We start from the raw sequence: 22,726 nt of genomic DNA on the forward strand, positions 1-22,726 counted from the left end.
GTTACGGCAACGATTCCGGAGGTTTCATTCGCGCCTGGGTATGGACATGCGTCTCATCGCCGCTTAGGTTTCCGGCATCGCCGACCGTGCAGTACTCAGTTGCGTCGGCGCATGCCCGGGAAATCACGCTGTAAGAGGGACGAATGACGCCGAGAGCGCTCCTCCGCCTGGTGGCGACAACATGTGCGGCCGTGCTTTTCCTCGCCTCGTGCGCGGGTGGCGACGAGTCCACGATGGCCGGGAAGGTCAGCTCGAAGGGCCGCATGACCATCGCCGTGTCGTTCGACCAGCCGGGTCTGTCGGTGCGCCGGCTCGACGGCAGCTACCGCGGGTTCGACGTCGACGTCGCCAAGTTCATCGCGAGCGAGCTGGGCGTCGACGAGAAGGACATCACCTGGAGGGAAGCGCAGCCCGGCAACCGGGAGACGCTGCTGACCAGCGGCGAGGCCGACATCGTGGTCTCCACCTACTCGATCACGGACAAGCGCAAGGAGATCGTCGACTTCGTCGGCCCGTACTTCGTCGCCGGTCAGGACCTGCTGGTGCGCATGAACGAGACCCGCATCAGCGGCCCGAAGTCGCTCAACGCCGAGCTGCGCCTGTGCTCCACCGCGGGCTCCACGTCCGCCGCGTACGTGAAGGAGCAGTTCGCCAAGGACGTGAACCTGGTCGAGTACGCGAAGTTCAGCGACTGCGTCACGGCGCTGCTGGCCAACAACGTCGACGCCGTCACCACCGACGACGTCCTGCTCGCGGGCTACGCCGCCCAGAACCCCGAGCTGCTGCGGGTCGTCGGCGACCCGTTCAGCAAGGAGGAGTACGGCGTCGGCCTGCACCGCGACGACCCCACCAGCAAGGCGAAGGTCCAGGCCGCGTTGCAGAAGATGATCGACACGGGTGCCTGGCGCAAGTCGCTGGAGACCAACATCGGATCTTCCGGCTACAAGATCCCCGACCCGCCGAAGCTGGCCCCCTGATCACACGGGGCGTGACGTAGGCTCACGCCACGTGAACCGCGTCCCGCCGCACCGCGCTGATCGACCCGTTCGCGCGGGCATTCCAGAACACGGCCGAGTCCCGCGTTATTACGCGGTCAAGGCCGAGCTGTTCGACCTGGTCGAAACGCTCGGTGAAGGCACCGTCCTGCCATCGGAACGCGAGCTGGCCGAGCGGTTCTCCGTCTCGCGCGTCACGCTCCGCCAGGCCGTCGGCGAACTGGTGCTCGAAGGCAAGCTCCTGCGCCGCCAGGGCAGCGGCACGTTCGTCGCGCCGCCGAAGCTCGTGCAGCCGCTGTCGCTGGTCAGCTACACCGAGGGCATGCGCCGCCAGGGCGTCCAGCCGGACCGCACCGTGATCACGGTCGAGGAGCTCGGCGCTGACGACGGCCTGGCCCGCGACCTGGTGATCGAGCCGGGCGACCCGGTCGTGCACCTGGAACGCGTCCTGCTCGCCGACGACGAGCGGATCGGTCTCGAGTCCACGTACCTGAGCCTCGGCCGCTTCCCGGCCCTGCTGGAGAAGCTCGACCCGGCCGGGTCGCTCTACGCGTGCCTCACCGAACGGCTCGGCGTGCGCTTCGCCGAGGCGGAGGAACGTGTCGAGACGGTGCTCGCCACGCCCCGCGAGGCGCTGCTGATCGGCACGAACCCGGCGCTGCCGATGCTGTTGCTGCACCGCGTCTCCTACGACGTCGAAGGCCACCCGATCGAACGCGCCCGGTCGTTGTACCGGGGCGATCGGTTCAGCTTCGTCGCGCGGCTGCACTCGGACCGCTGAGGGCGATCACACCGTCCATAAAGGACCGCGTGGTCATCGTTGTCCTTTGGGTCCCAATGGACGGCTTGCGCACTTTGCGTGACGTTGTCGGCGCGTCCGTGAGGCTGACGAGGCCGGGCGACGCGGTAGCGAGGTGACTGGGGGTCACCGGACACCCTTGCGCGCGGAAAAGTACCGCCCGTTCGCACTCGTTTCCCGCTGAAGTCGCGGAGGTACTGTTGATGTCACGACTTCAGGACGTCCGCAACGGTGCGGAGGAGCGGGGGTGTGCCGTGTCCTTCAAGGCGGAGTTCCTCGCTGAACTCGAAGACTGTCTGCGCGGTTACGGCGCTGTCCCGGTGAACAACCCCGACGCGCTCGCGACGTTCATCGAGTTCGTGCGAGCCCTTCCGGAGAGCGACCGGAGACTGCGGAGTCTCGAAGGTGTCGACCAGGGTTCCGGGTCGTTCTGGAACAACCCGGCCGTGTGGTGGGAGCAGGTGCCGAGGTTCGGCGCGGGACTGCCGCGGTGCGGATCGGCGGAGTGCCGCAAGCTGCTGGACGACATGCTCGACGAGGCCATCAGCGACGAGATCGACGTGCTGGAGATGGAGATCCGGGAGCTCCCCGGCTAGTCCGCGCAACGCCTGCCGGCGCCGCAACCTGTTACGGCCGCGGCGCCGGGGCTCACATGATCGAGCGCAGCTGTTATTTGACGGCGACGAGCGACTTGAACAGTTCCCGATAGCGGTGGAGAGCCAGTCGCAGGTCCTCCGTCTGTGGATCACTGTTTCCCTCGAGCTGTTCGGTGAGGGAGCGGTGGCGCTTCGTCAGGTCCTCGAGCGCCCGCTTCACGAGGGCATCGGCCTTGCGGACAGCGGCCTTCGGGTCGTCGACGAAGTCGTACTGCACGGCCTGCCACTCGTCCTCGAGCCTGCCGGCCTGCCGCTGCCCGGCGTCCTGGGACTGACGCGACTGAGTCTGGCGGGCCTCGGCGTCATGGGCTCGGGCCTCGTGAGATGAGGCCTGGTGGGATTGGGCCTGGTGGGATTGGGCCAGGTGCTGCGGCGCGCGGTCGTCGTGCTGCGTGCTTTCCGCGTGCCGTTCCGCCTGCTGCGCGCGCTCCGTGAGCTGCGAGCGGTCCACCTGCTGGGTGTGATCACCCTGGCCACGCTCGGTCTGGGCACGCTCGTTCTGGACCCGCTCGGTCTGGGAAGCGCGATCGGCCTGCTGCCGGGCCGGCGTGGGGACCGTCGTGTGGGTGGGGGCGTCAGACATCCGTCTTCTCCTTCCGCGCGGCTTCATGGTCCTCACGGGCGGCCGCGCCGTGCTCGAGCAGATCGGTGAACAGTTCGCGGTAGTGGACCATCGCGGTGCGCAGGTCCTCGGTGCTCGCCTCGCCGATCTCCTGGCGTTCCGAGATGTCATGTGCCTTGCGGTAGTGCTCCAGCGTCCGCGCGTGCTCGACGGAGAGCACGCTCAGCTGTGCCTCGTACCCCTCGGTGGGGTAGCCGCGCTCCGCCATCAGGTCGGTCACCAGCCGGTCGGCGTCCGCGATCGCGGTGTCCGGCGAGTCGACGAACTTCGCCTGCACGGTCGCCCAGTGCCGGCGGTAACTGTCCTGTGCCGACGGCGAAAGCGGCTTCAGGTCGAACTCGCTGTGGCGGTGCTCCCGCTTGGCGAGCTCCTTCTCCGCGGCCGTCCTGCTGTCGCTCTGCGAGACCGCGCGGTCGTACTCGGGGCCGAACCGGTCGCGGAGCTTCTTGCGCTGCAGGGCAGGCCTCAGCACGAAGGCGAGGACCGCCAGCACCACGAGAACCGCGACCACCAGGCCGATGATGGCGCCCGTTGACATGGAAAAACCTCCAAGACAGGCAAAATTTCCGCTGTCCGGAGGCTTTCCCATGCGCACCAACGGGAAACATCAACCCTTGATACAAACCACCTGCTTGAGCTTGGCGACCACCTCGACGAGGTCGGACTGGTTCGCCATCACCGCGTCGATATCCTTGTAGGCGCCCGGAATCTCGTCCACCACGCCGGCGTCCTTGCGGCACTCGACCCCACTCGTCTGGGCCGCGAGATCCTGCGCGGTGAACGTCTTGCGGGCCTTGTTGCGCGACATCCTCCGGCCGGCGCCGTGCGACGCCGACTCGAACGAGTCCGGGTTTCCCAGCCCGCGCACGATGTAGGAGCCGGTTCCCATCGAGCCCGGGATGATGCCCAGCTCACCGCGTCCGGCGCGGATCGCGCCCTTGCGGGTCACCAGCACGTCCTCGCCGAAGTGGTTCTCCTCGCTGACGTAGTTGTGGTGACAGGAGATCGGCTCCTCGAACACGATCTGCGGGAACTCGGCGCGCAGCACGTCGCACACCAGGCGCAGCATGACCGCGCGGTTGCGGCGCGCGTAGTCCTGAGCCCAGTACAGGTCGTGCCGGTACGCCGCCATTTCCGGCGTGCCCGCGAGGAACACGGCGAGGTCCGGGTCCGGCAGTTCGGCGTTGTGCGCGAGCGTGCGCGCCACCGCGATGTGGTGCTGCGCCAGCTCGTTGCCGATCCCGCGCGAACCGGAGTGCAGCATCACCCACACCCGCTGGTCGGTGTCGAGGCAGACCTCCAGGAAGTGGTTGCCGCCGCCGAGCGTGCCCATCTGGTGCATCGCCTTGTCGGCGCGCGCCTTCACGGCGGGCGTCAGGTCGCCGAACCGCTTCCAGAACGACGCCCAGTCGGACGCGTCCCTCTCGGTGAACGCCGTCGCCTTGTGCTGGGCGAAACCGACGGGAACCACAGCCTCCATGCGGGACCGCAGGCCACGCAGCGTCTCCGGCAGGTCGCTCGCCGTGAGCGAGGTGCGCACGGCGGCCATGCCGCAGCCGATGTCCACACCGACGGCCGCAGGGGAGACGGCGTCGCGCAGCGCGATCACCGAGCCCACCGTGGCACCCTTGCCGTAGTGCACGTCGGGCATGACCGCGATGTGCTTCACGGCCCACGGCAGTGCGGAGATGTTCTGGAGCTGTCGCATGGCGAACTCCTCGACCTCGTCGGGCCGAGTCCACATGCGGATGTCCACGTTCTGGCCGCGGACGACGGTTGCTGCCATGCCTTCGAGGTTAGGCGGCGTTCCGCTTGATCCACAAAGGAGTTTCCGCAGAGCTGTCCGCGCCCACGAACTCCCACGTGCCCTTGCGGATCTTGGCTTTGCTCATGTCACCGCCGATGTTCGTGACGAACGCCCGCACGGCCGGCAGGTCGTCGACGCCCGCGATCAGGATCGCCGTGTCGTGCAACGTCACGCTGCCGCCGCCGAGCTTCTCGCGCGCGACCGCGTCGTTGAGCAGGCCTTCGCGGACCTGCCGCGCGGTGAGGCCCCCGACCTCGACCCGGACGGCGTCGACCTCGGGTGAGGTCGCGGGCAGGGAGCGGAACGTCAGCACCGCCTCCTGCCGGAACCGCTCGCTGATCGCCGAAGCGGCGCGCCGCAGGCTCCCCTCGTCCAGCGTGACGTCGAACTTGCGAGACCGTTCGAACGTCGTCTGCTGCAGCTCGCTCGACCAGAACACGCCGTCGAGCAGCGTGGACCGGGCGGTGTGCCCGCCGTGGGCGAGCACGATGCCGCGGACCTCGTGGTCGAACCGCACCAGTCTGTCCCGCAGCCGCGGGTCATCGGGATCGGTGATGATCGCCGTGTTGTTCGTCGCGAAGATCTCCGGGTGCGGCAGCGGTGCACCCGCCGCCGTACCCGTGGAGACCGCGAACGCCAGTACCGACGTGACTGCCACCAGAAGCTTTCGCATGGGCCACAACGTATTGGTCCGGCGCGCCGCGCACACCCCGTTCCACTCAGCGGGCGACCGCGCGCTTGTACTGGTAGTTGGCCAGCGGCACGAAGATCAGCAGGAAGACCACCACCCAGCCGAGCGAGGCGAGCACCGGGTGCTGCAACGGCCAGACGTCCGGCGGCGTCTGCAGGGGAGAGGTGTTGCCGAACAGCTCGCGGGCGGCCAGCGTGACGGCCGAGACCGGGTTCCACTCGGCGATGTGGCGCAGCACCGGGGGCAGCCTGTCCGACTGCACGAAGGTGTTCGCGATGTAGGTGATCGGGAAGATGAAGATGAAGCTCGCGTTGTTGAACACCTCGGGGCTGCGCACCAGCAGTCCGATCCACGCCATCGCCCACGAGAACGCGTAGGCGAAGAGCAGCAGCAACGCGACCCCCGCGAGCGCCTCCAGCGGCGAGGAGTGGATGCGCCAGCCGACGATCAGGCCGGTGATCATCATGATGACGATGACCAGCGCGTTGTTGACGAGATCGGACGTCGTGCGGCCGACGAGGACCGCCGAGCGCGCCATCGGCAGCGAGCGGAACCGGTCGATGATGCCCTTGGTCATGTCCTCGGCCAGCCCGCTGCCGGTGATGGTGGCGCCGAACAGCACCGTCTGGGCGAAGATGCCGGCCATCAGGAACTCGCGGTAGTCCATGCCGGGGATCTCGATCGAGCCGCCGAAGACGTAGGCGAACAACAGCACGAACATGATCGGCGCGGCCGTGGAGAACACCAGCAGGTCCGGCACCCGCTTGATCTTGATCAGGTTGCGCTTGGCGACGACCGCGCCGTCGGCGAGCGCTTGCAGCAGCTTCACTTCTCCTGCTCCTCCGCTGAGTCGCTGTCCGGGTGGTGGCCGGTCAGGGTCAGGAACACGTCGTCGAGCGTCGGCCTGCGCAACCCGATGTCGAGCACCTTCACCGACTCGGCGTCCAAGCGCCGGATCGCCTCCATCAGCACCGCGGACCCGCCCGCGACCGGCACGGTCAGGTGGTGCTGGCGCTCGTCGGCCTCCACCGGGCCGACGGCGAGACCGCCGAGAGCGGTCCTGGCGGTGCCCAGCTCCGCCGCCGTGGCGACGGAGAGCTCGAGCCGTTCGCCGCCGACCTGGTCCTTGAGCTGGTCGGCCGTGCCCTCGGCGATCACCCGGCCCTGGTCGATCACGGCGATCTGGTCGGCGAGGCGGTCGGCCTCCTCCAGGTACTGGGTGGTGAGCAGCAACGTCGTGCCGCCCTTGACGAGCTCCTCGATGACGTCCCACATGCCCAGCCGGGACCGCGGGTCGAGCCCCGTCGTCGGTTCGTCCAGGAACAGGACGCTCGGTTTCGCGACGAGCGCGCCCGCGAGGTCGAGCCTCCTGCGCATACCACCGGAGTAGCCCTTCACGGGACGGTCGGCGGCGTCGGAGAGGTCGAACCGCTCGAGCAGCTCGCGGGCCCGGTCCCGGCTCCTGGCGCGGCCCAAGTGGTAGAGGCGGCCGACCATGTCGAGGTTCTCGAACCCGGTGAGGTTGTCGTCGACCGCGGCGTACTGGCCGGAGAGGCCGATGTTCCTGCGCAGCTCGTCGGCTTGCCCGCGGACGTCGAGCCCGGCGACCCGCGCGGACCCCTCGTCGGCCTCGAGCAGGGTGGTGAACACCCGCACCGCCGTCGTCTTGCCGGCGCCGTTGGGCCCGAGCAGCCCCATGATGGTGCCTTCGGGCACCTTGAGGTCCAGGCCGTTGAGCGCGACGACCGACCCGTAGCGTTTGACCAGGCCTTCGGCCACGATCGCGTCTGTCATACGGGAATCATGGCGGGCCGGTCCGACAATTTCGTCCGATTTCCCCCATGTCCGGGTGATTGACAGCGACAGCGAACGTGAAAATACTTCGGCCATGGATCGCGTGTGCGTCATCGGGGCCGGTTCCTCGGGCATCGCCGCATGTCAGGTGCTCAACGCCCGCGGCATCGACTTCGACTGCTTCGAGACGGGCTCGGAGATCGGCGGCAACTGGCGCTACCTCAACGACAACGGCATGTCGTCGGCCTACCGGTCGCTCCACATCAACACCTCGCGGCAGATGATGGAGTACAAGTCCTTCCCGATGCCCTCGCACCTGCCGGCCTACCCGTCGCACTTCCAGATCGCCGAGTACTTCGACGACTTCGTGAAGCACTTCGGGTTCCACGACCGCATCAGGTTCCGGACCGAGGTCACCTCGGTCTCGGTCGCGGCCGGTGGTTATTCGGTCACGACCCGCAATCGCGACACCGGCGAGGAAATGTCGGGCACTTATCGCTCGGTGATCGTCGCGAATGGCCACCACTGGTCGCCGCGGATGCCCGAGCCCGCCTTCCCCGGTTCATTCGACGGCGAGGTCCTGCACGCGCACTTTTACAAGACACCCGAACGTTTCGCCGACAAGAAGGTGCTGGTTCTCGGCATCGGGAATTCGGCGTGCGACATCGCGGTCGAGTCGTCGCGGGTCTCCGCGCGGACGTTCCTGGCGATGCGCCGCGGCGCGCACATCATGCCCAAGTACCTGTTCGGGATGCCGACCGATCACCTGACGACCTCCCCGCTCGCCCGGTTCGCGCCCTCGTGGCTGCAGGCGTTGTCCCTGCGGCTCATGCTGCGGCTGGCGCGCGGCAAGCTCTCCGACTACGGGTTGCCCGAGCCCTCGCACGGCATCCTCGCCGCGCATCCGACCGTGTCCGACGACCTGCTGACGCGGCTCGGACACGGCGACATCACGGTGAAGCCCAACCTCGAGCGGCTGGACGGCTCCGGGGTCGTGTTCGCGGACGGCAGCCGCGAGGACGTCGACGTCATCGTCTACTGCACCGGGTACAAGATCGAGTTCCCGTTCCTGGACCCCGCCGAGTTCCCGGCCGTGTCGTCCGCGGACAACGAGGTGGCGCTGTACCGCCGGGTCGTGGACCCGGCGCACCCCGGCCTCTACTTCCTCGGCCTGATCCAGCCGCTCGGGGCGATCATGCCGCTCGCCGAGGCGCAGGCCGAGTGGATCGCCGACCTCGTGTCCGGCCGGGCGGCGCTGCCACCGGTGCCGGAGATGGCGGCGGAGATCGCCGCCTACCGGAAGTCGCTGCGCAGCCGGTACGTGAAGTCGAAGCGACACACGGTGGAGGTCGACTTCCTCGGCTACCAGCGCGAGCTGCTGGAGGAACGACGGGCTGGCGCCACACGCGTCTGACCTGCACCCTTGCAACGAGTGTTTTGCCGACGACGGCAAACGAACTATTGCAAGGGTAGAGGGGCGGGTGGTGAACGGGCGTGTGGCGGGGGCGAGCTGGGTACGTTCGGGGCGTGTCGTCGAGTGCTCAGGTGATCGTTCTCAACGGTGGTTCCAGCTCCGGCAAGTCGGGGATCGCGCGGTGCCTGCAGGCGGTGCTGCCCGAGGCTTGGCTGGCGGTCGGCGTCGACATGCTGATCGACGCGATGCCCGCGCGGTTGCAGCTCGGTGACGAGGGGATCGAGTTCGCGCAGGACGGCGAGGTCACCGTCGGAGCCGAGTTCCGGGTGCTCGAGGACGCGTGGATGGCAGGGGTCGCCGCGATGGCGCGCGCCGGGGCGCGGGTGGTCGTGGACGACGTGTTCCTCGGCGGCGTCGAGTCGCGGCAGCGGTGGGAGAAGGTCCTCGACGGGCTGAACGTGCTGTGGGTCGGCGTGCGCTGCGACGCCGCCGTCGCCGCGGGCCGGGAGCTCGCCCGCGGCGACCGGGTGTCCGGCATGGCCGAGGCACAGGCCGACCTGGTGCACCGCGGCATGACCTACGACGTCGAGGTCGACACCGCCGAGGCCGAGGCGATCGAGTGCGCGAGGGTCATCGCCGGGAAGGTCGGGAGCGCCTAGGGGCGCGGCGGGTCGTTCGGGGCGCAGGAGCCGCCGCCCTGCGGCCAGCAGGACGGGCCCACCGCGACCGGCGGCGCGGTGTTCCTCGACAGGATCGTCGCGAGGTCCGCGTCCAGGATGCTCCCCAGCGGGATGTGGCGGGCGAACACGCACGGCCAGACCTCGCCGGACGAGGAGATGGCGACGGCGCCCTGGCCGCACCGGCCGCACAGCTGGTCAGAGGCCGGTGAAGCGTTTGCGCCACGGCCGATGCCGCGGACGCGGTCGACGCCCACGGTGGTGACGCCGAGCTTCGACAACTCGGCCTTGGCGGCCTGGGTGCGTTGCCGGCCGGGGCCGCGGACGTCGATCACGCCGGCGCGCAGCGGGATGCCGCGGCCGACTGCCTCGGCGATGTTGGCACGGGTGCGCGCGTGGCTGCCCCGCCGGCGGGTGACCGCCTCGTGTTGGGCGGCGGTGTCGGAGTAGTAGCTCGTGGCCAGGCGCACACCGGGGCGGGAGAAGCAGTCCCACAGGCGAGGGCCGACGTGCACGAGGTTGCTGAACACCTCCACCTCGAAGCCGGCGGCCAGCGCCCGGTCGACGAGTTCGGGCAGGTCCGGGTGCAACGTCGGTTCGCCGCCGATGAACTGCACCGAACGCGCCCCGAGCCCGGCGAGCTCGCCGATCACCCGGAGCCAGTCCTGCGTGCTCAGCACACCCTCGTCGCCGCCCGGTCCCGAGTCCGCGTAGCAGTGCGTGCAGCTCAGCTGACATTTCCCCGTTATCTCAAGCCATGCGAAACGCAGGTCGGTCATACCTCGCTCCCCTGGACGTCGCCTTGCGTCCATCTTGCCCTGGAAAGCCGAGAAGGGAGCTGTCGAATTGAATCGAACGGCGCTCTGATGTCGGAGCGATGACATGTTCCGCGCGATTGCCGAGGTCATCCGGCCCGATTGGTGCCGATCGACGAACAATTCATCTCAATAGGCGTGGCCGGGTCGGGGCAACGAAAAACGGGGCCGCCGGTGCCGGCGACCCCGCTCATCCGGAAGTGCTCAGTGCACGCCGAGAACTCCGTCGACCCGGCGGGGAATCCCGAGCGGGTTCGCGTCCTGCAGCTCGGCCGGCAGCAGCGCGTCCGGCCACGACTGGTACGTCACCGGGGCGATCCACCGGCGGATCGACGTGGCGCCCACCGACGTGTGCAGCGGGTTCGTCGTCGCGGGCCACGGGCCACCGTGGTGCTGGCCCCACGCCACGGCCACCCCGGTCGGCCAGGCGTTGAAGATCAACCGGCCGGCTACGTGTCGCAGGACCTCCGCGATCTCACCGGCCTCCGCGTGGTCCGACTCGGCGGCGTGCACGGTGCCGGTGAGCGTTCCCGGCAGTTTCGCGAGCACCGGGTGCAGCTGCGCCGGCGACGAGTACGTGACGACCAGTGCGGCCGGGCCGAAGTGCTCTTCGGTCAGCTTCTCGAGGTTGTCCTCGAACACCTCCACCGGAACGCTGAACAGCCTCGGCGACACCGCCCACGCCTCGTCCGGGCGCGTGCCCGTGGACACCACGCTCACCAGGTCCGACGCGGCCAGGGCATCCGTGGACGCCGTGTAGGAGTCGCACATCCGCTCGTTGAGCATCGCGCCACCGGTGGTCGCCGCGACGGCCTCACCCAGCGCGGGCACCAGCGAAGCGGGCGCGAACACCAGGCCGGGATTCGTGCAGAACTGCCCGACACCCATCGTCAGCGACTGCGCGAACCCGGCCGCGATGTCCGGCGTCGCCGCGCCGGGCAGGATCACCGTCGGGTTCACGCTGCCCAGCTCGCCGTAGAACGGGATCGGGTCCGGCCGGCTCTGCGCCAGGTCGAACAGCGCCCGCCCGCCGGAGGTCGATCCGGTGAAGCCCACCGCGCGGACCGCCGGGTGCCGCACCAGCGCCACACCGGCCTCGGTGCCGTGCACGATGCCGAACACGCCCTCGGGCGCACCGGCGTCGCGAAGGGCGTCGACGACGATCCGCGCGGTCTCGCGCGACGTCGACGGGTGGGCCGAATGTGCCTTCACCACAACGGAACAGCCGGACGCCAGCGCGGACGCCGTGTCGCCGCCGGCCACCGAGAACGCGAACGGGAAGTTCGACGCGGAGAACACCGCGACCGTCCCGAGTGGACGGAGGATCCGCCGCAGCACCGGTCGCGGCGGGATGATGTCCGGGTTCGCCGAGTCCAGGGTGGCCTCGACGTAGCTGCCCTCGCGCAGCACTTCCGCGAACAGCCGCAGCTGGTTCGTCGTCCGCTTCAGCTCGGTGGTCAGCCGCGCCTCGCCCAGCGCCGTCTCGCTGTCCGCCGTGGACACCAGCAACGACGATTCGGCGTCCAGCGCGTCCGCGACCTGCTCCAGCACCACGGCGCGGTCCGCCGCCGGAACGACCGACCACGCCCGGAACGCGACCGCCGCGGCCGACGCGATCCGGTCCACCTCGGTGTCGGGGGTCTTCGCAACCGGTTCGCCGAACGGCTCACCGGTGCGCGGGTTGTATCCCTGCACGACGTGGCTCAACGCCCTGCCTCCTTGACTGCCGTGTCGAAGTCGGGGCCGCACCAGGCACCGCCCACGTACTTCGCAGCGTACGACGAGGGGTCGAGCTCACCGCCGTGCTGCTCGAGCACCTCGGCGGCGTGCACCTCGGAGTCGTCGCGCGGCTCGTACCCGAGCTTGCGGGCCTCGTCCAGCGAGAACCAGCCGCGCGTGTTGGCCGAGACGCCCCACACGACCCGGAACCCCGGTGACTCGGCGGAGAGGCAGGCCTCGAACAGCCGCGCGCCGTCGTCCGGCGACAGCCACGTCGACAGCATCCGCACGTCGCGCGGCTTCTCGAAGCACGAGCCGATGCGGATCGCGATCACGTCCATGCCGTAGCGGTCGGCGTACAGGGACCCCAACGCCTCCATGGCCACCTTCGAGACACCGTAGTAGGTGTCCGGTCGCGGGAAGGCGTAGTCACCGGCCTCGCCGCCGGCGCGCTCGACGTAGCCGACGGCGTGGTTCGAGCTGGCCAGGACCATCCGGCGCACTCCCTGGCGCCGGGCGGCTTCCAGCACCGTGTGGGTGCCGTCGATGTTGACGCGCAGGATCTTCTCCCACGGTTCCTCGAGGCTGTGGCCGCCGAGGTGGATGACGGCGTCGACGTCCTCCATCGCGGCTTCCACCGCCGCCATGTCGGTCACCGAGGCCTGGACGAGCTCGACGTTCTCGCCGTCGGCGGCCGCGGGGAGCTCCGCGATGTCCAGCAGCCGCAGGACGCGGCCTTCCGCGGCCAGGCGGGTGCGCATGAGCGTTCCCACCCCGCCGGCGGCGCCGGTGATCAGGATGCGTGCGGTCACGGGTTGGACCCCTCCGTCGTGTGCGGGTGTATCGGCAAAACTCGCTTCAGCGACCGAACTGGCGGAGGAGCTCGGTGATCGTCCTGGCGGCGTCCAGCAGGGCGGAGACGACCTGCCGTTCGTGCTCGGGATCCAGCCTGCCCAGCGGCACCGAGCAGCTCATCGCGTCCAGCACGGGGTTGCGGTAGGGCAGCGCCACCGCGAAACAGCCCAGGCCGGGCGTGTTCTCCTCGCGTTCGTGCGCGTACCCGACGTTGCGGAAGCCCGCGAGCTGCTCGTGCAACGCGGCCCGGTCGGTCACGGTGTTGGGGGTCAGCGGCGCCAGCTCGCCGGAGAGGATCAGGTCGACCTCCTCGGGTGTGCGCGTCGAGAGCACGGCCTTGCCGAGCGACGTCGAGTGCGCGGGCAGCCGGCGGCCGACGCGGGAGACGACCCGCAGGTGGTGCTCCGACTCGCGGCTGGCCAGGTAGACGACGTCCGCGCCGTCCAGCCGGGCGAGGTGCACGGTCTCGTTGATCTCCTGGCGGACCTGCTCCATCACGCGGATCGCCGCGCGCACGACCGGGTCGTGGTCCAAATAGGACGTACCGACGAGCAGTGCGCGCACGCCGATGCCGTACGTGCCCCGGTCCGAGTCGACCTCCACCCAGCCGCGCGCGACCAGGGTCTGCAGCAGCATGTACAGGCTGGACTTGGGATAGCTGAGCTCGCGGTGCAGCTCGGTGAGCGTCAGCCTGCGGTCCGACGCGGAGAGCACCTCGAGCAGCTCCACCGTCCGGTCCGCGGACTTCACCGCCCCCGGACGAGCTGTGCTCTTGTCGATCGGCGACGCCACCTGGCCTCCTCGGCTGGCTTCTGGGAAACCTCCGCGCAACACGCCCTTGACACGTTGCTGTGCTGATTCTTACAGTCCTGCACCAGGTTCACAAGTACGACCCTAGTTCACATCCGTGAAACGGAAGGCTCTGCCACGATGCGCCGGAGAACTGCCGCGACGACCGCCGCACCGGGCGTGGCGGTCCTGCTCGCAGGGTCGAGCGTGTGCGCCGGCGAGGCGCGGCCGTTCCCGAGCGTTCCGAACTTCGCGCCCTTTCGGCAGAAGACCTCCGAGACCCTCTTCGCGAACTCTCCCGCCGAGCTGAGGTCGCCGGCGGCCGGGCTGAAGAGGGAGCTCCGGAACCAGAAGGCGTCGCAGTGACGGCAGTGCGGTCACTCGACCACCAAGACGTGGGCTCGACGGCTAGTGGCGGCGGTGCCGTCGACACCCACCCCGTGAGGCGGCGCCGCCGGCGCCGCCTCACGGGAGCCACGTTCGTCCCGCGGCTCTTCCTGCTGCCGGCCGCGCTGGTCTTCCTGGTCTTCGAGCGCATCCCGATGGCAGGGGGAATCCGGCTCTCGCTGTTCGATGTCAGGCCGTTCCCCTCGGCGGGATCCGGCGGCCGTTCTCCTACCCGGTGCCGTTGTTCCTGGTTACCTTGGTTATCGCGATCAGCGTGCAGTGGTACCGCCGGAGGAGGGAGGCGCGGTGAGCCTCGACTCGAGCCGCTTCGGCAGCGCCATCGGCCGGCCCACCCGCCCCGGCGCGTGGGCCGGCAAGACCGTCAGGGTCGTCCTGGCGAACTCGCTGATCATCGCCGGTGGCGCGCTGCTGTCGCAGCTCTCGGTGAGCGTGTCCGCCGCCTGCGCGCCGGCGCGCAAGAGGTTCCGCGGTCAGGCCGTCGCACTGCTGGTCATCCTCCCGCTGGGGGCGTGGGGTTTCTCCATCTTTTGCCTGTCGCTGCAGAAGTCCTTCCTGCGTGGGATCACCACCGGAGCGATCAAGGGATGAGTCTGGTTATGCAACTCGATGGTGTGCTGTTCTTCCCGGTGACCCCGTTCGACAGCGAGGGGAACATCGCGTACGACGTGCTGGCCGAGCACGTCAAGCACGGTGTCTCCGCCGGGCCGGGCGCGGTGTTCGTCGCCTGCGGCACCGGCGAGTTCCACGCGCTGGGCCTGGAGGAGTTCGAGCGCGCGGTGGCGGTCGCGGTCGAGGCGACCGGGGGCAAGGTCCCGGTGTTCGCCGGCGCGGGCGGCTCGGTCGTGGCGACCAAGCAGTTCGTCGAGGCGGCCGGACGTGCCGGTGCCAACGGCATCCTGCTGCTGCCGCCCTACCTGGTGACCAACCCCGCCGCGGGCCTCGTCCGGTACGTGGCCGAAGCCGCCGCCGCGACCGAGCTGCCGATCATCGTGTACCAGCGCAACAACGCGCGGTTCACGCCGGAGACCGCCGTCGAGGTCGCGTCGATCCCCAACGTCGTGGGCTTCAAGGACGGCATCGGCGACCTCGACCAGATGGCGAGGGTCGTGCTGTCGGTCCGCGCGGGGGTCGACAAGCCCTTCCAGTTCTTCAACGGTTTGCCGACCGCGGAGATGACCCAGCTCGCGTACCGGGGCATCGGCGTCGACCTGTACTCGTCGGCGGTGTTCTGCTTCGCGCCGGAGATCTCGCTCGGCTTCTACAACGCCGTGCAGTCCGGTGACGTCGAGCTGGTGAACCGGTTCCTGTTCGAGTTCTACAAGCCCCTGGTCGAGCTGCGCGACAAGGTGCCCGGCTACGCCGTCGCCCTGGTGAAGGCCGCGGTGCGCGCGAACGGCCTCGACGTCGGCGGCGTGCGCCCGCCGCTGGTCGACCCGTCGGACGAGCACCTGGCCGCTCTCGACAAGATCATCGCCGCGGGCAAGGCACTGCTGGCCTGAAGGGGCGGGACACTGTGAAGATCACCGAGATCGTTCTGACACCTGTCGCCTTCCGCGACCCGCCGCTGCTGAACGCGGCCGGCGTGCACGAGCCGTGGGCGCTGCGCACGATCGTCGAGGTGCACACCGACGAAGGCAGTTCCGGACTGGGGGAGACCTACGGCGACCTCGCGCACCTGGAGCGCTCGCGGTCCGTCGTGGACTCCCTGATCGGGCTCGACGTCTTCGCCCTGAACGAGATGCACGCGCGGGTCGGCGCGGTGCTGGGCGGCGAGGTCGGGCTGGACAAGCACGGCCTCACCGGAAACATCACGGCGGAGAGCACCGTCGACCGCGTGTACTCGCCGTTCGAGGTCGCGTGCCTGGACATCCAGGGCAAGGCGCTGGGCCGTCCGGTGCACGACCTGCTGGGCGGCGCGGTCCGGTCGTCCGTGCCGTACTCCGCCTACCTGTTCTACAAGTGGGACGGGCATCCCGGCGCCGAGCCGGACGAGTGGGGTGAGGCGGTCGACCCCGCCGGGATCGTGGCGCAGGCCCGCAAGATGATCGGCGAGTACGGGTTCGGCTCGATCAAGCTCAAGGGCGGGGTGTTCCCGCCGGAGCAGGAGGTCGAGGCGATCCGGGCGTTGCGCGAAGCGTTCCCGGACCACCCGCTGCGGCTGGACCCCAACGCGGCCTGGTCGCCCGCGACGTCGCTGAAGGTCGCGGCCGAGCTCGACGGCGTGCTGGAGTACCTGGAGGACCCGACGCCGGAGATCTCCGGAATGGCCGAGGTGGCCGCGAAAGCGCCGATGCCTTTGGCCACCAACATGTGCGTCGTCGCGTTCGAGCACCTCAGGCCGTCGGTGGAGCAGGACGCCGTGCAGGTGCTGCTGTCCGACCACCACTACTGGGGCGGACTGCAGCGGTCGCGGCAACTGGGCATGATCTGCCAGACCTTCGGCATCGGCCTGTCGATGCACTCCAACTCGCACCTCGGCATCTCGCTGGCCGCGATGACCCACCTGGCCGCGGCGACGCCGAACCTGAACTACGCGTGCGACACGCACTACCCGTGGAACGCCCGGGACGAGGTCGTCGAGCCGGGCGTGCTGTCCTTTGTGGATGGTGCCGTGCCGGTGCCGACGACGCCCGGTCTCGGTGTGTCGCTGGATCGCGACGCGCTGGCGCGACTGGCGGAGAACTACGTCCGTTGCGGCATCACCTCCCGCGACGACACGGGCTACATGCAGAAGTTCGACCCGAGCTACGAGAGGAAGCGTCCCCGGTGGTGAAGTCGGTTGTCCACGCCTATCCGTGGGACCTGGTCGGAGACCCTGAGGCCGTCAAGCGGTACCAGGGGCTCGGTGTCGACGCGATCGCCCTCGCGGCGTCCTACCACACCGTGCGGGCCGCGACCCCGTTGCACCCTTCGCACCGGCTGGTCGACGCCCGGCACGCGGCTCTCTACCTCCCCGTGCGCACCGCGAACTACGGCCGGCTGGTGCCCGCCGAACCGTCCTGGATGGACGGTTCCGACTCGTTCGGCGAAGCGGCGGCGCTCGTCCGCGCCGCCGGGCTGCCGGTGTACGCGTGGACTGTGCTCACGCACAACTCGCGCCTGGGCGACCTGCACCCGGACGTGACGGTCGTGAACGCGTTCGGGGACCGCTACCCGTACGCGTTGTGCACCTCGCAGCCGGACGTCGTCGAGTACGCGTCGGTGCTGGTGTCCGAGGTGCTGGAGCTCGGCGCGCCGGACGGCGTCGTGCTGGAGGCCTGCGGCCCGCTGGGCTTTTTTCACGGCGGGCACCACGAGAAGACCGACGGCACCGACTGGAACGCGGTGCAGCAGAAGCTGCTGTCGCTCTGCTTCTGCTCGGCCTGCACCGCCCTGTACGCCGACCCGGACGCGCTGCGCGCCGCGGTCCGGGCCGGCGTCGACCGCGGCGCTCCCAGCGTCGAGGAAGCGCTGGGAGCGCTCGCGCAGGACGTTCAGGCCGTGCGCACCGGGGTGGTGCGGTCGCTGCGGAAGAGGCTGGTCGGCGAGATCCGCGCTGCCGCGCCCTCTGTCCGGGTCGGCATGCACGTGACGGCGGACCCTTGGGGCACCGGGCCGTTCGCGACCGTCGCCGGCGGTCTGGACGCCGGCCTCGACGTGCTGACGACGATGTGCTGGCCCGGCCCTGACGTCGCCGTGCCGGGCATCGAGGCCCTCCGCGCGGTCGCCGGGGACACGCGGATCGCCGCGTACGTGCTGGGGCTGCCGCCGAAGCCCGCGGACGGTGCGGCGCTCACGGAGGAGTGGCTCGCCTACGTGGCTGCCGGCGTGCGGGAGTTCCACCTCTACCACGGTGGACTGGCGTCCGCCGCCCGTCTGGACGCGCTGCGCGAGGCCGTGGCCGCCGTGTCCCGGCAACTGTGAAGCGAACTCACTGCAACCCGTTGTGAGCGCGGTTCCGTCCTTGGTGCATGAGGCACATTGGAACCGTGGTTGGCCCACTTGTGAGTGCAGGCGCGCTGCTGCTGGTGGTTTCCGCTTGTGGCGGTGCGCAGAACGCGGGCACCGGCGCAGGTGGCGGTCCGACGTTGCCGACCGCCACCTCGTCCTCCGAGGCGCCGCCGGACATCGCGCCCGGTGAGATGCCGCCGGACGGCAAACCGGTGACGAAGCTCGACACCAACGCCCTGTCGCCGGAGTTCCCGCGCACCGTGTGGACGCAGGGCGACGGCCGCACCGTCGGCCTGATCGGCCAGGAAGGCGGGTGCGGCAAGGCCAGCGCGTCCGTGCTGGAGCAGTCGACGTCCGCCGTGAAGATCGAACTCGTCGAGACGCTGCCGCTGGACAAGCAGGCGTGCACGATGGACATCCGCTTCCCCTCGCTGACGGTGCAGCTGTCGGAGCCCCTCGGCGAGCGCACGGTCGCGCTGACGTCGCGGCAGGAACAGAAGTAGACCTCCCTCCCCGCGATGCCCGGCCGGCACCTGCCCCGCCGGCCGGGCATCCCCCCGCTTCACCGGGCCTTTCCGGCCCGGTTTGCAAGGATGGTGCGCATGAGAAACGCCGTCGCTGCCGTTGCTCTCCCCGTCGCCGCACTCGCCGCCGTGCTCGCCGGCTGCTCGTCGGGCACGCAGTCCGGCGCGCCGGGGGCCAGCTCGCCGGGCGCCAGCTCGCCGGGTGCCGCGCCCACCTCGGTCACGTCCGCGCCGGGCGCCACCGGCTCGTCCGGCGTGAACCCCACGAACGCCCCGGTCCCGCCTCCCGTCTCCATCTCGGAGCAGAAGCCGGTCGTGCCGCCCAACGTCACCCCGGTGGCCAAGGAGCGCGTTGACACGACATCGTTGTCAGACACCTACCGCGACGAGGCCTACGTCTTCGGCGACGGTCGCGACGTCGAAGTCTTCGGGATGGGCGGCGGGTGCAAGGAGGCCCGCGCCGAGGTGACGGGGCAGTCGGCCGAGGTCGTCCACATCACGCTGGTCACGATCACCAAGCAGCCGGCGGGCACGGTGTGCGCCCAGGAGATCCGCCAGGTGCCGTTGACCGTTCGCTTGGACGCGCCGCTGGGGGATCGCCGGCTGATCCTGGAGTCTCGCGAGGAGACCGGCTGATCACGGCTTCGCTCGCGGGGCCCGGCTCCGCTGAGCGTGAACGACCGCCGCACACCCCTTCCTGATCTTGCTGCACCCTCGCTCACCTGGGCCTTAGCAATGACTCTTTGGACTTCGTCCGCAAAAGAGTCGTTGCAAAGGGCTGGGGAGGGCGGGTGAGGGGGAGCGGGCGAGGTGGTTCAGGCGTCGGCGAGGAACTCGACGCGGTTGCCGACGCCGTCGAAGGTGTGGAAGCGGAGTCTGCCCGGGATCTCCGCCGGATCGGCCCAGACGACCGGGTGGCCGGCCGCCGCCACGGCCTCGGCGACCTGGGGCACGTCGACCACGAACGCCGGGTGCGCCTTGCGCGCAGGCCGGAAGGCGTCCTCGACGCCGACGTGCAGCTCGCCACCGCCGGGCACCGCGAACCAGCAGCCGCCCGCGCCGCGAGCAGCGGCGGTTTGGGCAGTTCCGCCCAGCCGAGCACGCCCGTGTAGAAGGCGCGTTGCTCGTCCTCGGAACCGGCCGGACAGGCGACCTGCACGTGGTGGATCATGGCGAAACCCCCGATCGCAACGAATACGGGACAACCGTACTGTCGCGATCGGGGGTTCCGGGGCAGGTCAGCGGCGGAAGCTGATCTGCAGGGTCGGGGTGGAGGTCTCGGCGAAGAAGTCGTTGCCCTTGTCGTCGACCACGACGAACGCCGGGAAGTCCTCGACCTCGATCTTCCAGACCGCCTCCATGCCGAGTTCGGGGTACTCGAGCACCTCGACCTTGCGGATGCAGTCCTGCGCGAGCCGGGCGGCCGGGCCGCCGATGGAGCCCAGGTAGAAGCCGCCGTGCGTCGAGCAGGCGTTCGTCACCTGCTTGGAGCGGTTGCCCTTGGCGAGCATCACGAGCGAGCCGCCCGCGGCCTGGAACTGCTCGACGTAGGAGTCCATCCGGCCGGCGGTGGTCGGGCCGAACGAGCCGGAGGCGTAGCCCTCGGGCGTCTTGGCCGGACCGGCGTAGTAGACGGGGTGGTCCTTGAGGTACTGCGGCATCTCCTCGCCGGCGTCGAGGCGTTCCTTGATCTTGGCGTGGGCGATGTCGCGGGCCACGACCAGCGGGCCGGTCAGCGAGACGCGGGTCTTCACCGGGAGTTTGGTAAGGACCTCGCGGATCTCCGCCATCGGGCGGGTGAGGTCGATGCGCACGACCTCGTCGGACAGGTCCTCGCCCTCCACCTCGGGCAGGAACTGGGCCGGGTCGCGCTCCAGTTGCTCCAGGAACACGCCCTCGGGCGTGATGCGGGCCTTCGCCTGCCGGTCGGCCGAGCACGAGACCGCCACGCCGACCGGGCACGAGGCGCCGTGGCGGGGGAGGCGGATCACGCGCACGTCGTGGCAGAAGTACTTGCCGCCGAACTGGGCGCCGATGCCGAAGTTCCGCGTGAGCTCCAGGACCTGCTGTTCGAGGTCCGTGTCGCGGAACGCGTGGCCCAGCGGCGAGCCCTCGGTGGGCAGGGTGTCGAGGTAGCGGGCCGAGGCGAGCTTCGCGACCTTGAGGTTCTGCTCGGCCGACAGGCCGCCGACGACGACCGCCAGGTGGTAGGGCGGGCAGGCCGCGGTGCCGAGCGAGCGCAGCTTCTCGTCGAGGAACGACGCGAGGCGCTTCGGGTTCAGCAGCGCCTTGGTCTCCTGGTAGAGGAACGTCTTGTTCGCGCTGCCGCCGCCCTTGGCCATGAACAGGAACTCGTAGACGGGCTCCTGACCGGGCTTGTGGAACACCTCGATCTGCGCGGGCAGGTTCGTGCCGGTGTTCTTCTCGTCCCAGAACGTCACCGGCGCCATCTGGGAGTAGCGCAGGTTGAGCTCCTGGTAGGCCTCGAAGACACCGCGGGCCAGCGCCTGCTCGTCGTCACCGCCGGTCAGGACGGTCTCCGAGCGCTTGCCCATGATGATCGCCGTGCCGGTGTCCTGGCACATCGGCAGCACACCGCCCGACGAGATGGCCGCGTTGCGCAGCAGGTCCATCGCGACGAAGCGGTCGTTGCCCGACGCCTCGGGGTCGTCGATGATCTTGCGAAGCTGGGCGAGGTGCGACGGGCGCAGCAGGTGCTGGATGTCGCGGATGGCTTCCTTCGCGAGCAGCGTCAGCGTCTCGGGCGCGATCTCCAGGAACTTGCGGTCGCCGGCCTCGATCAGCTTCACCCCGTCGGAGGTGACGAGGCGGTACTCGGTCTCGGTGTCCTTCGCGAGCGGCAGGACGTCGGTGTACTCGAAAGTGGTGGGCACGGCGTACACAACTCCAACGGTGTGCAGTTCGGATCGGAAAACCGTACCGCCATCGCAGGGGCGCGTTGCTGTGATCCACGCCCACCGTGTTCGAGCACACCCGGAACGAACGGAAGGCCGGGGCAGCCCCCGGCTGCCCCGACCTTCCTCCGTGAGCGACTACCGACTTGCGGCGGGCGTCGCGTGGCTCTGGTAACGCCCGACCGTGCCGTGAGTTGACTCACAAGTCAATACTGCCGGAAGGGTGAGATCCGACCGTGACGGCTCGCGGGGCTAGGAGGCGTAGGCGCGCAGCTTCGCGGCCCGTTCTCCCTGGCGGAGCTTCGACATGACCTCGCGCTCGATCTGGCGGACCCGCTCGCGGGACAACCCGAACCGCTTGCCGATCTGGTCGAGCGTGCGGGGCTGGCCGTCCTCGAGCCCGTAGCGCAGGCGGATCACGGCCTGCTCGCGCGGCTCCAGCGTCGCCAGCACGCGGCGCAGGTCATCCTGCAGCAGCCCGGAGATCACGGCGCTCTCGGCGTCGGTCGCGTCCGAGTCCTCGATGAAGTCGCCGAGGGGAGCGTCCTCCTCCGTGCCGACCGGCATGTCCAGCGATACCGGGTCACGGGCGTGGTCGAGCAGGTCGGAGACCTTGTCGACGGACAGGCCCGACTCCTTCGCGAGCTCCTCGGTCGTCGCCTCGCGGCCCAGCGTCTGGTGCAGGTCGCGCTTGATCCGCGCGAGCTTGTTCACCTGCTCGACGAGGTGGACGGGGAGGCGGATGGTGCGGCCCTGGTCAGCCATGCCGCGGGTGATCGCCTGGCGGATCCACCACGTCGCGTACGTCGAGAACTTGAAGCCCTTGGTGTAGTCGAACTTCTCGACGGCGCGGATCAGGCCCAGGTTGCCTTCCTGGATCAGGTCCAGCAGCGGCATGCCACGGCCCGTGTACCGCTTGGCGAGCGAGACGACGAGGCGCAGGTTGGCCTTGAGCAGGTGGTCCTTGGCGCGGCGGCCGTCGCGGACGAGCTCCCCCAGCTCTTCGCGACGGGCGGGGGTGAGGCGCTTGGCCGTCTCCATGACGTGCTGCGCGAACACACCGGCCTCGATGCGCTTGGCGAGCTCCACCTCCTCCTCGGCGGTGAGCAGCGCGGTCTTGCCGATTCCGTTCAGGTAGACTCGAACCAGGTCGGCTGCTGGACCCTGGGCGTCGAGGTCCAGGTCGACGGTGGCGGGCGTGTTCTCTCCGACTTCACGGTCGGAGATCCTCGTGACGGTCATGGATCTCCCTCCCCCTGCTGCGGGCGACGCTGCTGCCGGTCAGGACAGTCGCGCGTGGCGGTCAAGGCGGCGCG

25 protein-coding genes are annotated in these 22,726 nt (G+C 69.7%); 12 read left to right on the forward strand and 13 right to left on the reverse strand.

Going from position 1 to position 22,726, the window contains the following annotated elements; genetic code table 11:
- The first annotated feature begins 191 nt into the window (after positions 1 to 191).
- From BMW88_RS13555 to BMW88_RS13565, 3 genes are all read left to right on the forward strand, one after another.
- Entirely contained in the window at positions 192 to 977 is a 786-nt protein-coding gene (locus BMW88_RS13555; RefSeq protein ID WP_245777752.1) for a glutamate ABC transporter substrate-binding protein, read from the forward strand.
- A gap of 31 nt (positions 978 to 1,008) precedes the next feature.
- Positions 1,009 to 1,776: a GntR family transcriptional regulator gene (locus BMW88_RS13560; RefSeq protein ID WP_089951021.1), complete on the forward strand. Its 768-nt coding sequence runs from the start codon at positions 1,009 to 1,011 to the stop codon at positions 1,774 to 1,776.
- Between the two features lie 221 nt (positions 1,777 to 1,997).
- Complete coding sequence (locus tag BMW88_RS13565; protein ID WP_245777753.1) at positions 1,998 to 2,390, forward strand: hypothetical protein; 393 nt, start codon at positions 1,998 to 2,000, stop codon at positions 2,388 to 2,390.
- Positions 2,391 to 2,463: 73 nt separating this feature from the next.
- Here the strand turns inward: BMW88_RS13565 and BMW88_RS13570 are convergent, their stop codons facing one another.
- The 6 genes from BMW88_RS13570 to BMW88_RS13595 form a co-directional block, all read right to left on the reverse strand.
- Positions 2,464 to 3,033 (reverse strand): hypothetical protein, encoded by a 570-nt coding sequence (locus BMW88_RS13570; protein WP_089951023.1) that lies wholly within the window; start codon positions 3,031 to 3,033, stop codon positions 2,464 to 2,466.
- The gene (locus BMW88_RS13575; protein WP_089951024.1) at positions 3,026 to 3,610 is read right to left on the reverse strand and encodes a hypothetical protein; all 585 of its coding nucleotides are present in this window, start codon (positions 3,608 to 3,610) and stop codon (positions 3,026 to 3,028) included. Before BMW88_RS13575 ends, BMW88_RS13570 begins: the two co-directional genes overlap by 8 nt.
- Positions 3,611 to 3,679: 69 nt before the next feature.
- Entirely contained in the window at positions 3,680 to 4,858 is a 1,179-nt protein-coding gene (locus BMW88_RS13580; RefSeq protein WP_089951025.1) for an RtcB family protein, read from the reverse strand.
- Between the two features lie 10 nt (positions 4,859 to 4,868).
- A complete protein-coding gene (locus BMW88_RS13585) occupies positions 4,869 to 5,552 on the reverse strand; it encodes a hypothetical protein (protein ID WP_143116067.1) in 684 nt (227 codons plus the stop codon).
- A gap of 46 nt (positions 5,553 to 5,598) precedes the next feature.
- Positions 5,599 to 6,399 (reverse strand): ABC transporter permease, encoded by an 801-nt coding sequence (locus BMW88_RS13590; protein WP_089951027.1) that lies wholly within the window; start codon positions 6,397 to 6,399, stop codon positions 5,599 to 5,601.
- Positions 6,396 to 7,364, reverse strand: a complete 969-nt coding sequence (locus BMW88_RS13595) for an ATP-binding cassette domain-containing protein (RefSeq protein ID WP_089951028.1) — start codon at positions 7,362 to 7,364, stop codon at positions 6,396 to 6,398. The genes BMW88_RS13590 and BMW88_RS13595 overlap by 4 nt, the downstream gene beginning before the upstream one ends.
- Before the next feature lie 94 nt (positions 7,365 to 7,458).
- Here BMW88_RS13595 and BMW88_RS13600 point away from each other — a divergent pair, with 94 nt between their 5' ends.
- Both BMW88_RS13600 and cpt read left to right on the forward strand, forming a co-directional pair.
- A complete protein-coding gene (locus BMW88_RS13600; protein ID WP_089951029.1) occupies positions 7,459 to 8,778 on the forward strand; it encodes a flavin-containing monooxygenase in 1,320 nt (439 codons plus the stop codon).
- Between the two features lie 131 nt (positions 8,779 to 8,909).
- Positions 8,910 to 9,437, forward strand: coding sequence for a chloramphenicol phosphotransferase CPT (gene cpt / locus BMW88_RS13605; RefSeq protein ID WP_089951030.1), 528 nt, complete (start codon positions 8,910 to 8,912; stop codon positions 9,435 to 9,437).
- Here the strand turns inward: cpt and BMW88_RS13610 are convergent.
- The 4 genes from BMW88_RS13610 to BMW88_RS13625 form a co-directional block, all read right to left on the reverse strand.
- Positions 9,434 to 10,234: a radical SAM/SPASM domain-containing protein gene (locus BMW88_RS13610; RefSeq protein WP_089951031.1), complete on the reverse strand. Its 801-nt coding sequence runs from the start codon at positions 10,232 to 10,234 to the stop codon at positions 9,434 to 9,436. The two genes, cpt and BMW88_RS13610, sit on opposite strands and share 4 nt — an antisense overlap.
- A gap of 240 nt (positions 10,235 to 10,474) precedes the next feature.
- Positions 10,475 to 11,977 carry an aldehyde dehydrogenase (NADP(+)) gene (locus BMW88_RS13615; RefSeq protein WP_089951032.1) on the reverse strand — a complete coding sequence of 501 codons (1,503 nt, stop codon included), beginning with the start codon at positions 11,975 to 11,977 and terminating at the stop codon, positions 10,475 to 10,477.
- The gene (locus tag BMW88_RS13620; protein ID WP_089951033.1) at positions 11,974 to 12,801 is read right to left on the reverse strand and encodes an NAD-dependent epimerase/dehydratase family protein; all 828 of its coding nucleotides are present in this window, start codon (positions 12,799 to 12,801) and stop codon (positions 11,974 to 11,976) included. The genes BMW88_RS13615 and BMW88_RS13620 overlap by 4 nt, the downstream gene beginning before the upstream one ends.
- A gap of 46 nt (positions 12,802 to 12,847) precedes the next feature.
- Positions 12,848 to 13,636 carry an IclR family transcriptional regulator gene (locus BMW88_RS13625; protein WP_245777754.1) on the reverse strand — a complete coding sequence of 263 codons (789 nt, stop codon included), beginning with the start codon at positions 13,634 to 13,636 and terminating at the stop codon, positions 12,848 to 12,850.
- A gap of 138 nt (positions 13,637 to 13,774) precedes the next feature.
- Between BMW88_RS13625 and BMW88_RS13630 the strand changes: the two genes are divergently transcribed.
- From BMW88_RS13630 to BMW88_RS13660, 7 genes are all read left to right on the forward strand, one after another.
- Positions 13,775 to 13,999 (forward strand): hypothetical protein, encoded by a 225-nt coding sequence (locus tag BMW88_RS13630; protein WP_143116068.1) that lies wholly within the window; start codon positions 13,775 to 13,777, stop codon positions 13,997 to 13,999.
- A 327-nt stretch (positions 14,000 to 14,326) separates the two neighbouring features.
- Positions 14,327 to 14,629, forward strand: a complete 303-nt coding sequence (locus tag BMW88_RS41825) for a hypothetical protein (RefSeq protein WP_177221088.1) — start codon at positions 14,327 to 14,329, stop codon at positions 14,627 to 14,629.
- An 8-nt stretch (positions 14,630 to 14,637) separates the two neighbouring features.
- Positions 14,638 to 15,540 (forward strand): 5-dehydro-4-deoxyglucarate dehydratase, encoded by a 903-nt coding sequence (locus tag BMW88_RS13640; protein WP_089951035.1) that lies wholly within the window; start codon positions 14,638 to 14,640, stop codon positions 15,538 to 15,540.
- A 14-nt stretch (positions 15,541 to 15,554) separates the two neighbouring features.
- On the forward strand, positions 15,555 to 16,814 hold the full coding sequence (locus BMW88_RS13645) for a glucarate dehydratase family protein (RefSeq protein WP_089951036.1): 1,260 nt from the start codon (positions 15,555 to 15,557) through the stop codon (positions 16,812 to 16,814).
- Complete coding sequence (locus tag BMW88_RS13650) at positions 16,808 to 17,944, forward strand: hypothetical protein (protein ID WP_089951037.1); 1,137 nt, start codon at positions 16,808 to 16,810, stop codon at positions 17,942 to 17,944. The genes BMW88_RS13645 and BMW88_RS13650 overlap by 7 nt, the downstream gene beginning before the upstream one ends.
- 65 nt (positions 17,945 to 18,009) lie before the next feature.
- Complete coding sequence (locus BMW88_RS13655) at positions 18,010 to 18,474, forward strand: hypothetical protein (protein ID WP_245777755.1); 465 nt, start codon at positions 18,010 to 18,012, stop codon at positions 18,472 to 18,474.
- Between the two features lie 99 nt (positions 18,475 to 18,573).
- Positions 18,574 to 19,131, forward strand: coding sequence for a hypothetical protein (locus tag BMW88_RS13660; RefSeq protein ID WP_089951039.1), 558 nt, complete (start codon positions 18,574 to 18,576; stop codon positions 19,129 to 19,131).
- Between the two features lie 179 nt (positions 19,132 to 19,310).
- Here the strand turns inward: BMW88_RS13660 and BMW88_RS43235 are convergent, their stop codons facing one another.
- From BMW88_RS43235 to BMW88_RS13675, 3 genes are all read right to left on the reverse strand, one after another.
- Positions 19,311 to 19,532: a VOC family protein gene (locus BMW88_RS43235; RefSeq protein WP_245777756.1), complete on the reverse strand. Its 222-nt coding sequence runs from the start codon at positions 19,530 to 19,532 to the stop codon at positions 19,311 to 19,313.
- A 201-nt stretch (positions 19,533 to 19,733) separates the two neighbouring features.
- The gene (locus BMW88_RS13670) at positions 19,734 to 21,398 is read right to left on the reverse strand and encodes a fumarate hydratase (RefSeq protein ID WP_425434651.1); all 1,665 of its coding nucleotides are present in this window, start codon (positions 21,396 to 21,398) and stop codon (positions 19,734 to 19,736) included.
- A gap of 264 nt (positions 21,399 to 21,662) precedes the next feature.
- On the reverse strand, positions 21,663 to 22,652 hold the full coding sequence (locus BMW88_RS13675) for a sigma-70 family RNA polymerase sigma factor (RefSeq protein WP_089951040.1): 990 nt from the start codon (positions 22,650 to 22,652) through the stop codon (positions 21,663 to 21,665).
- Between the last annotated feature and the right edge of the window lie 74 nt (positions 22,653 to 22,726).

The sequence above is a fragment of the Lentzea xinjiangensis genome (assembly GCF_900110955.1).
Classification (GTDB): domain Bacteria; phylum Actinomycetota; class Actinomycetes; order Mycobacteriales; family Pseudonocardiaceae; genus Lentzea; species Lentzea xinjiangensis.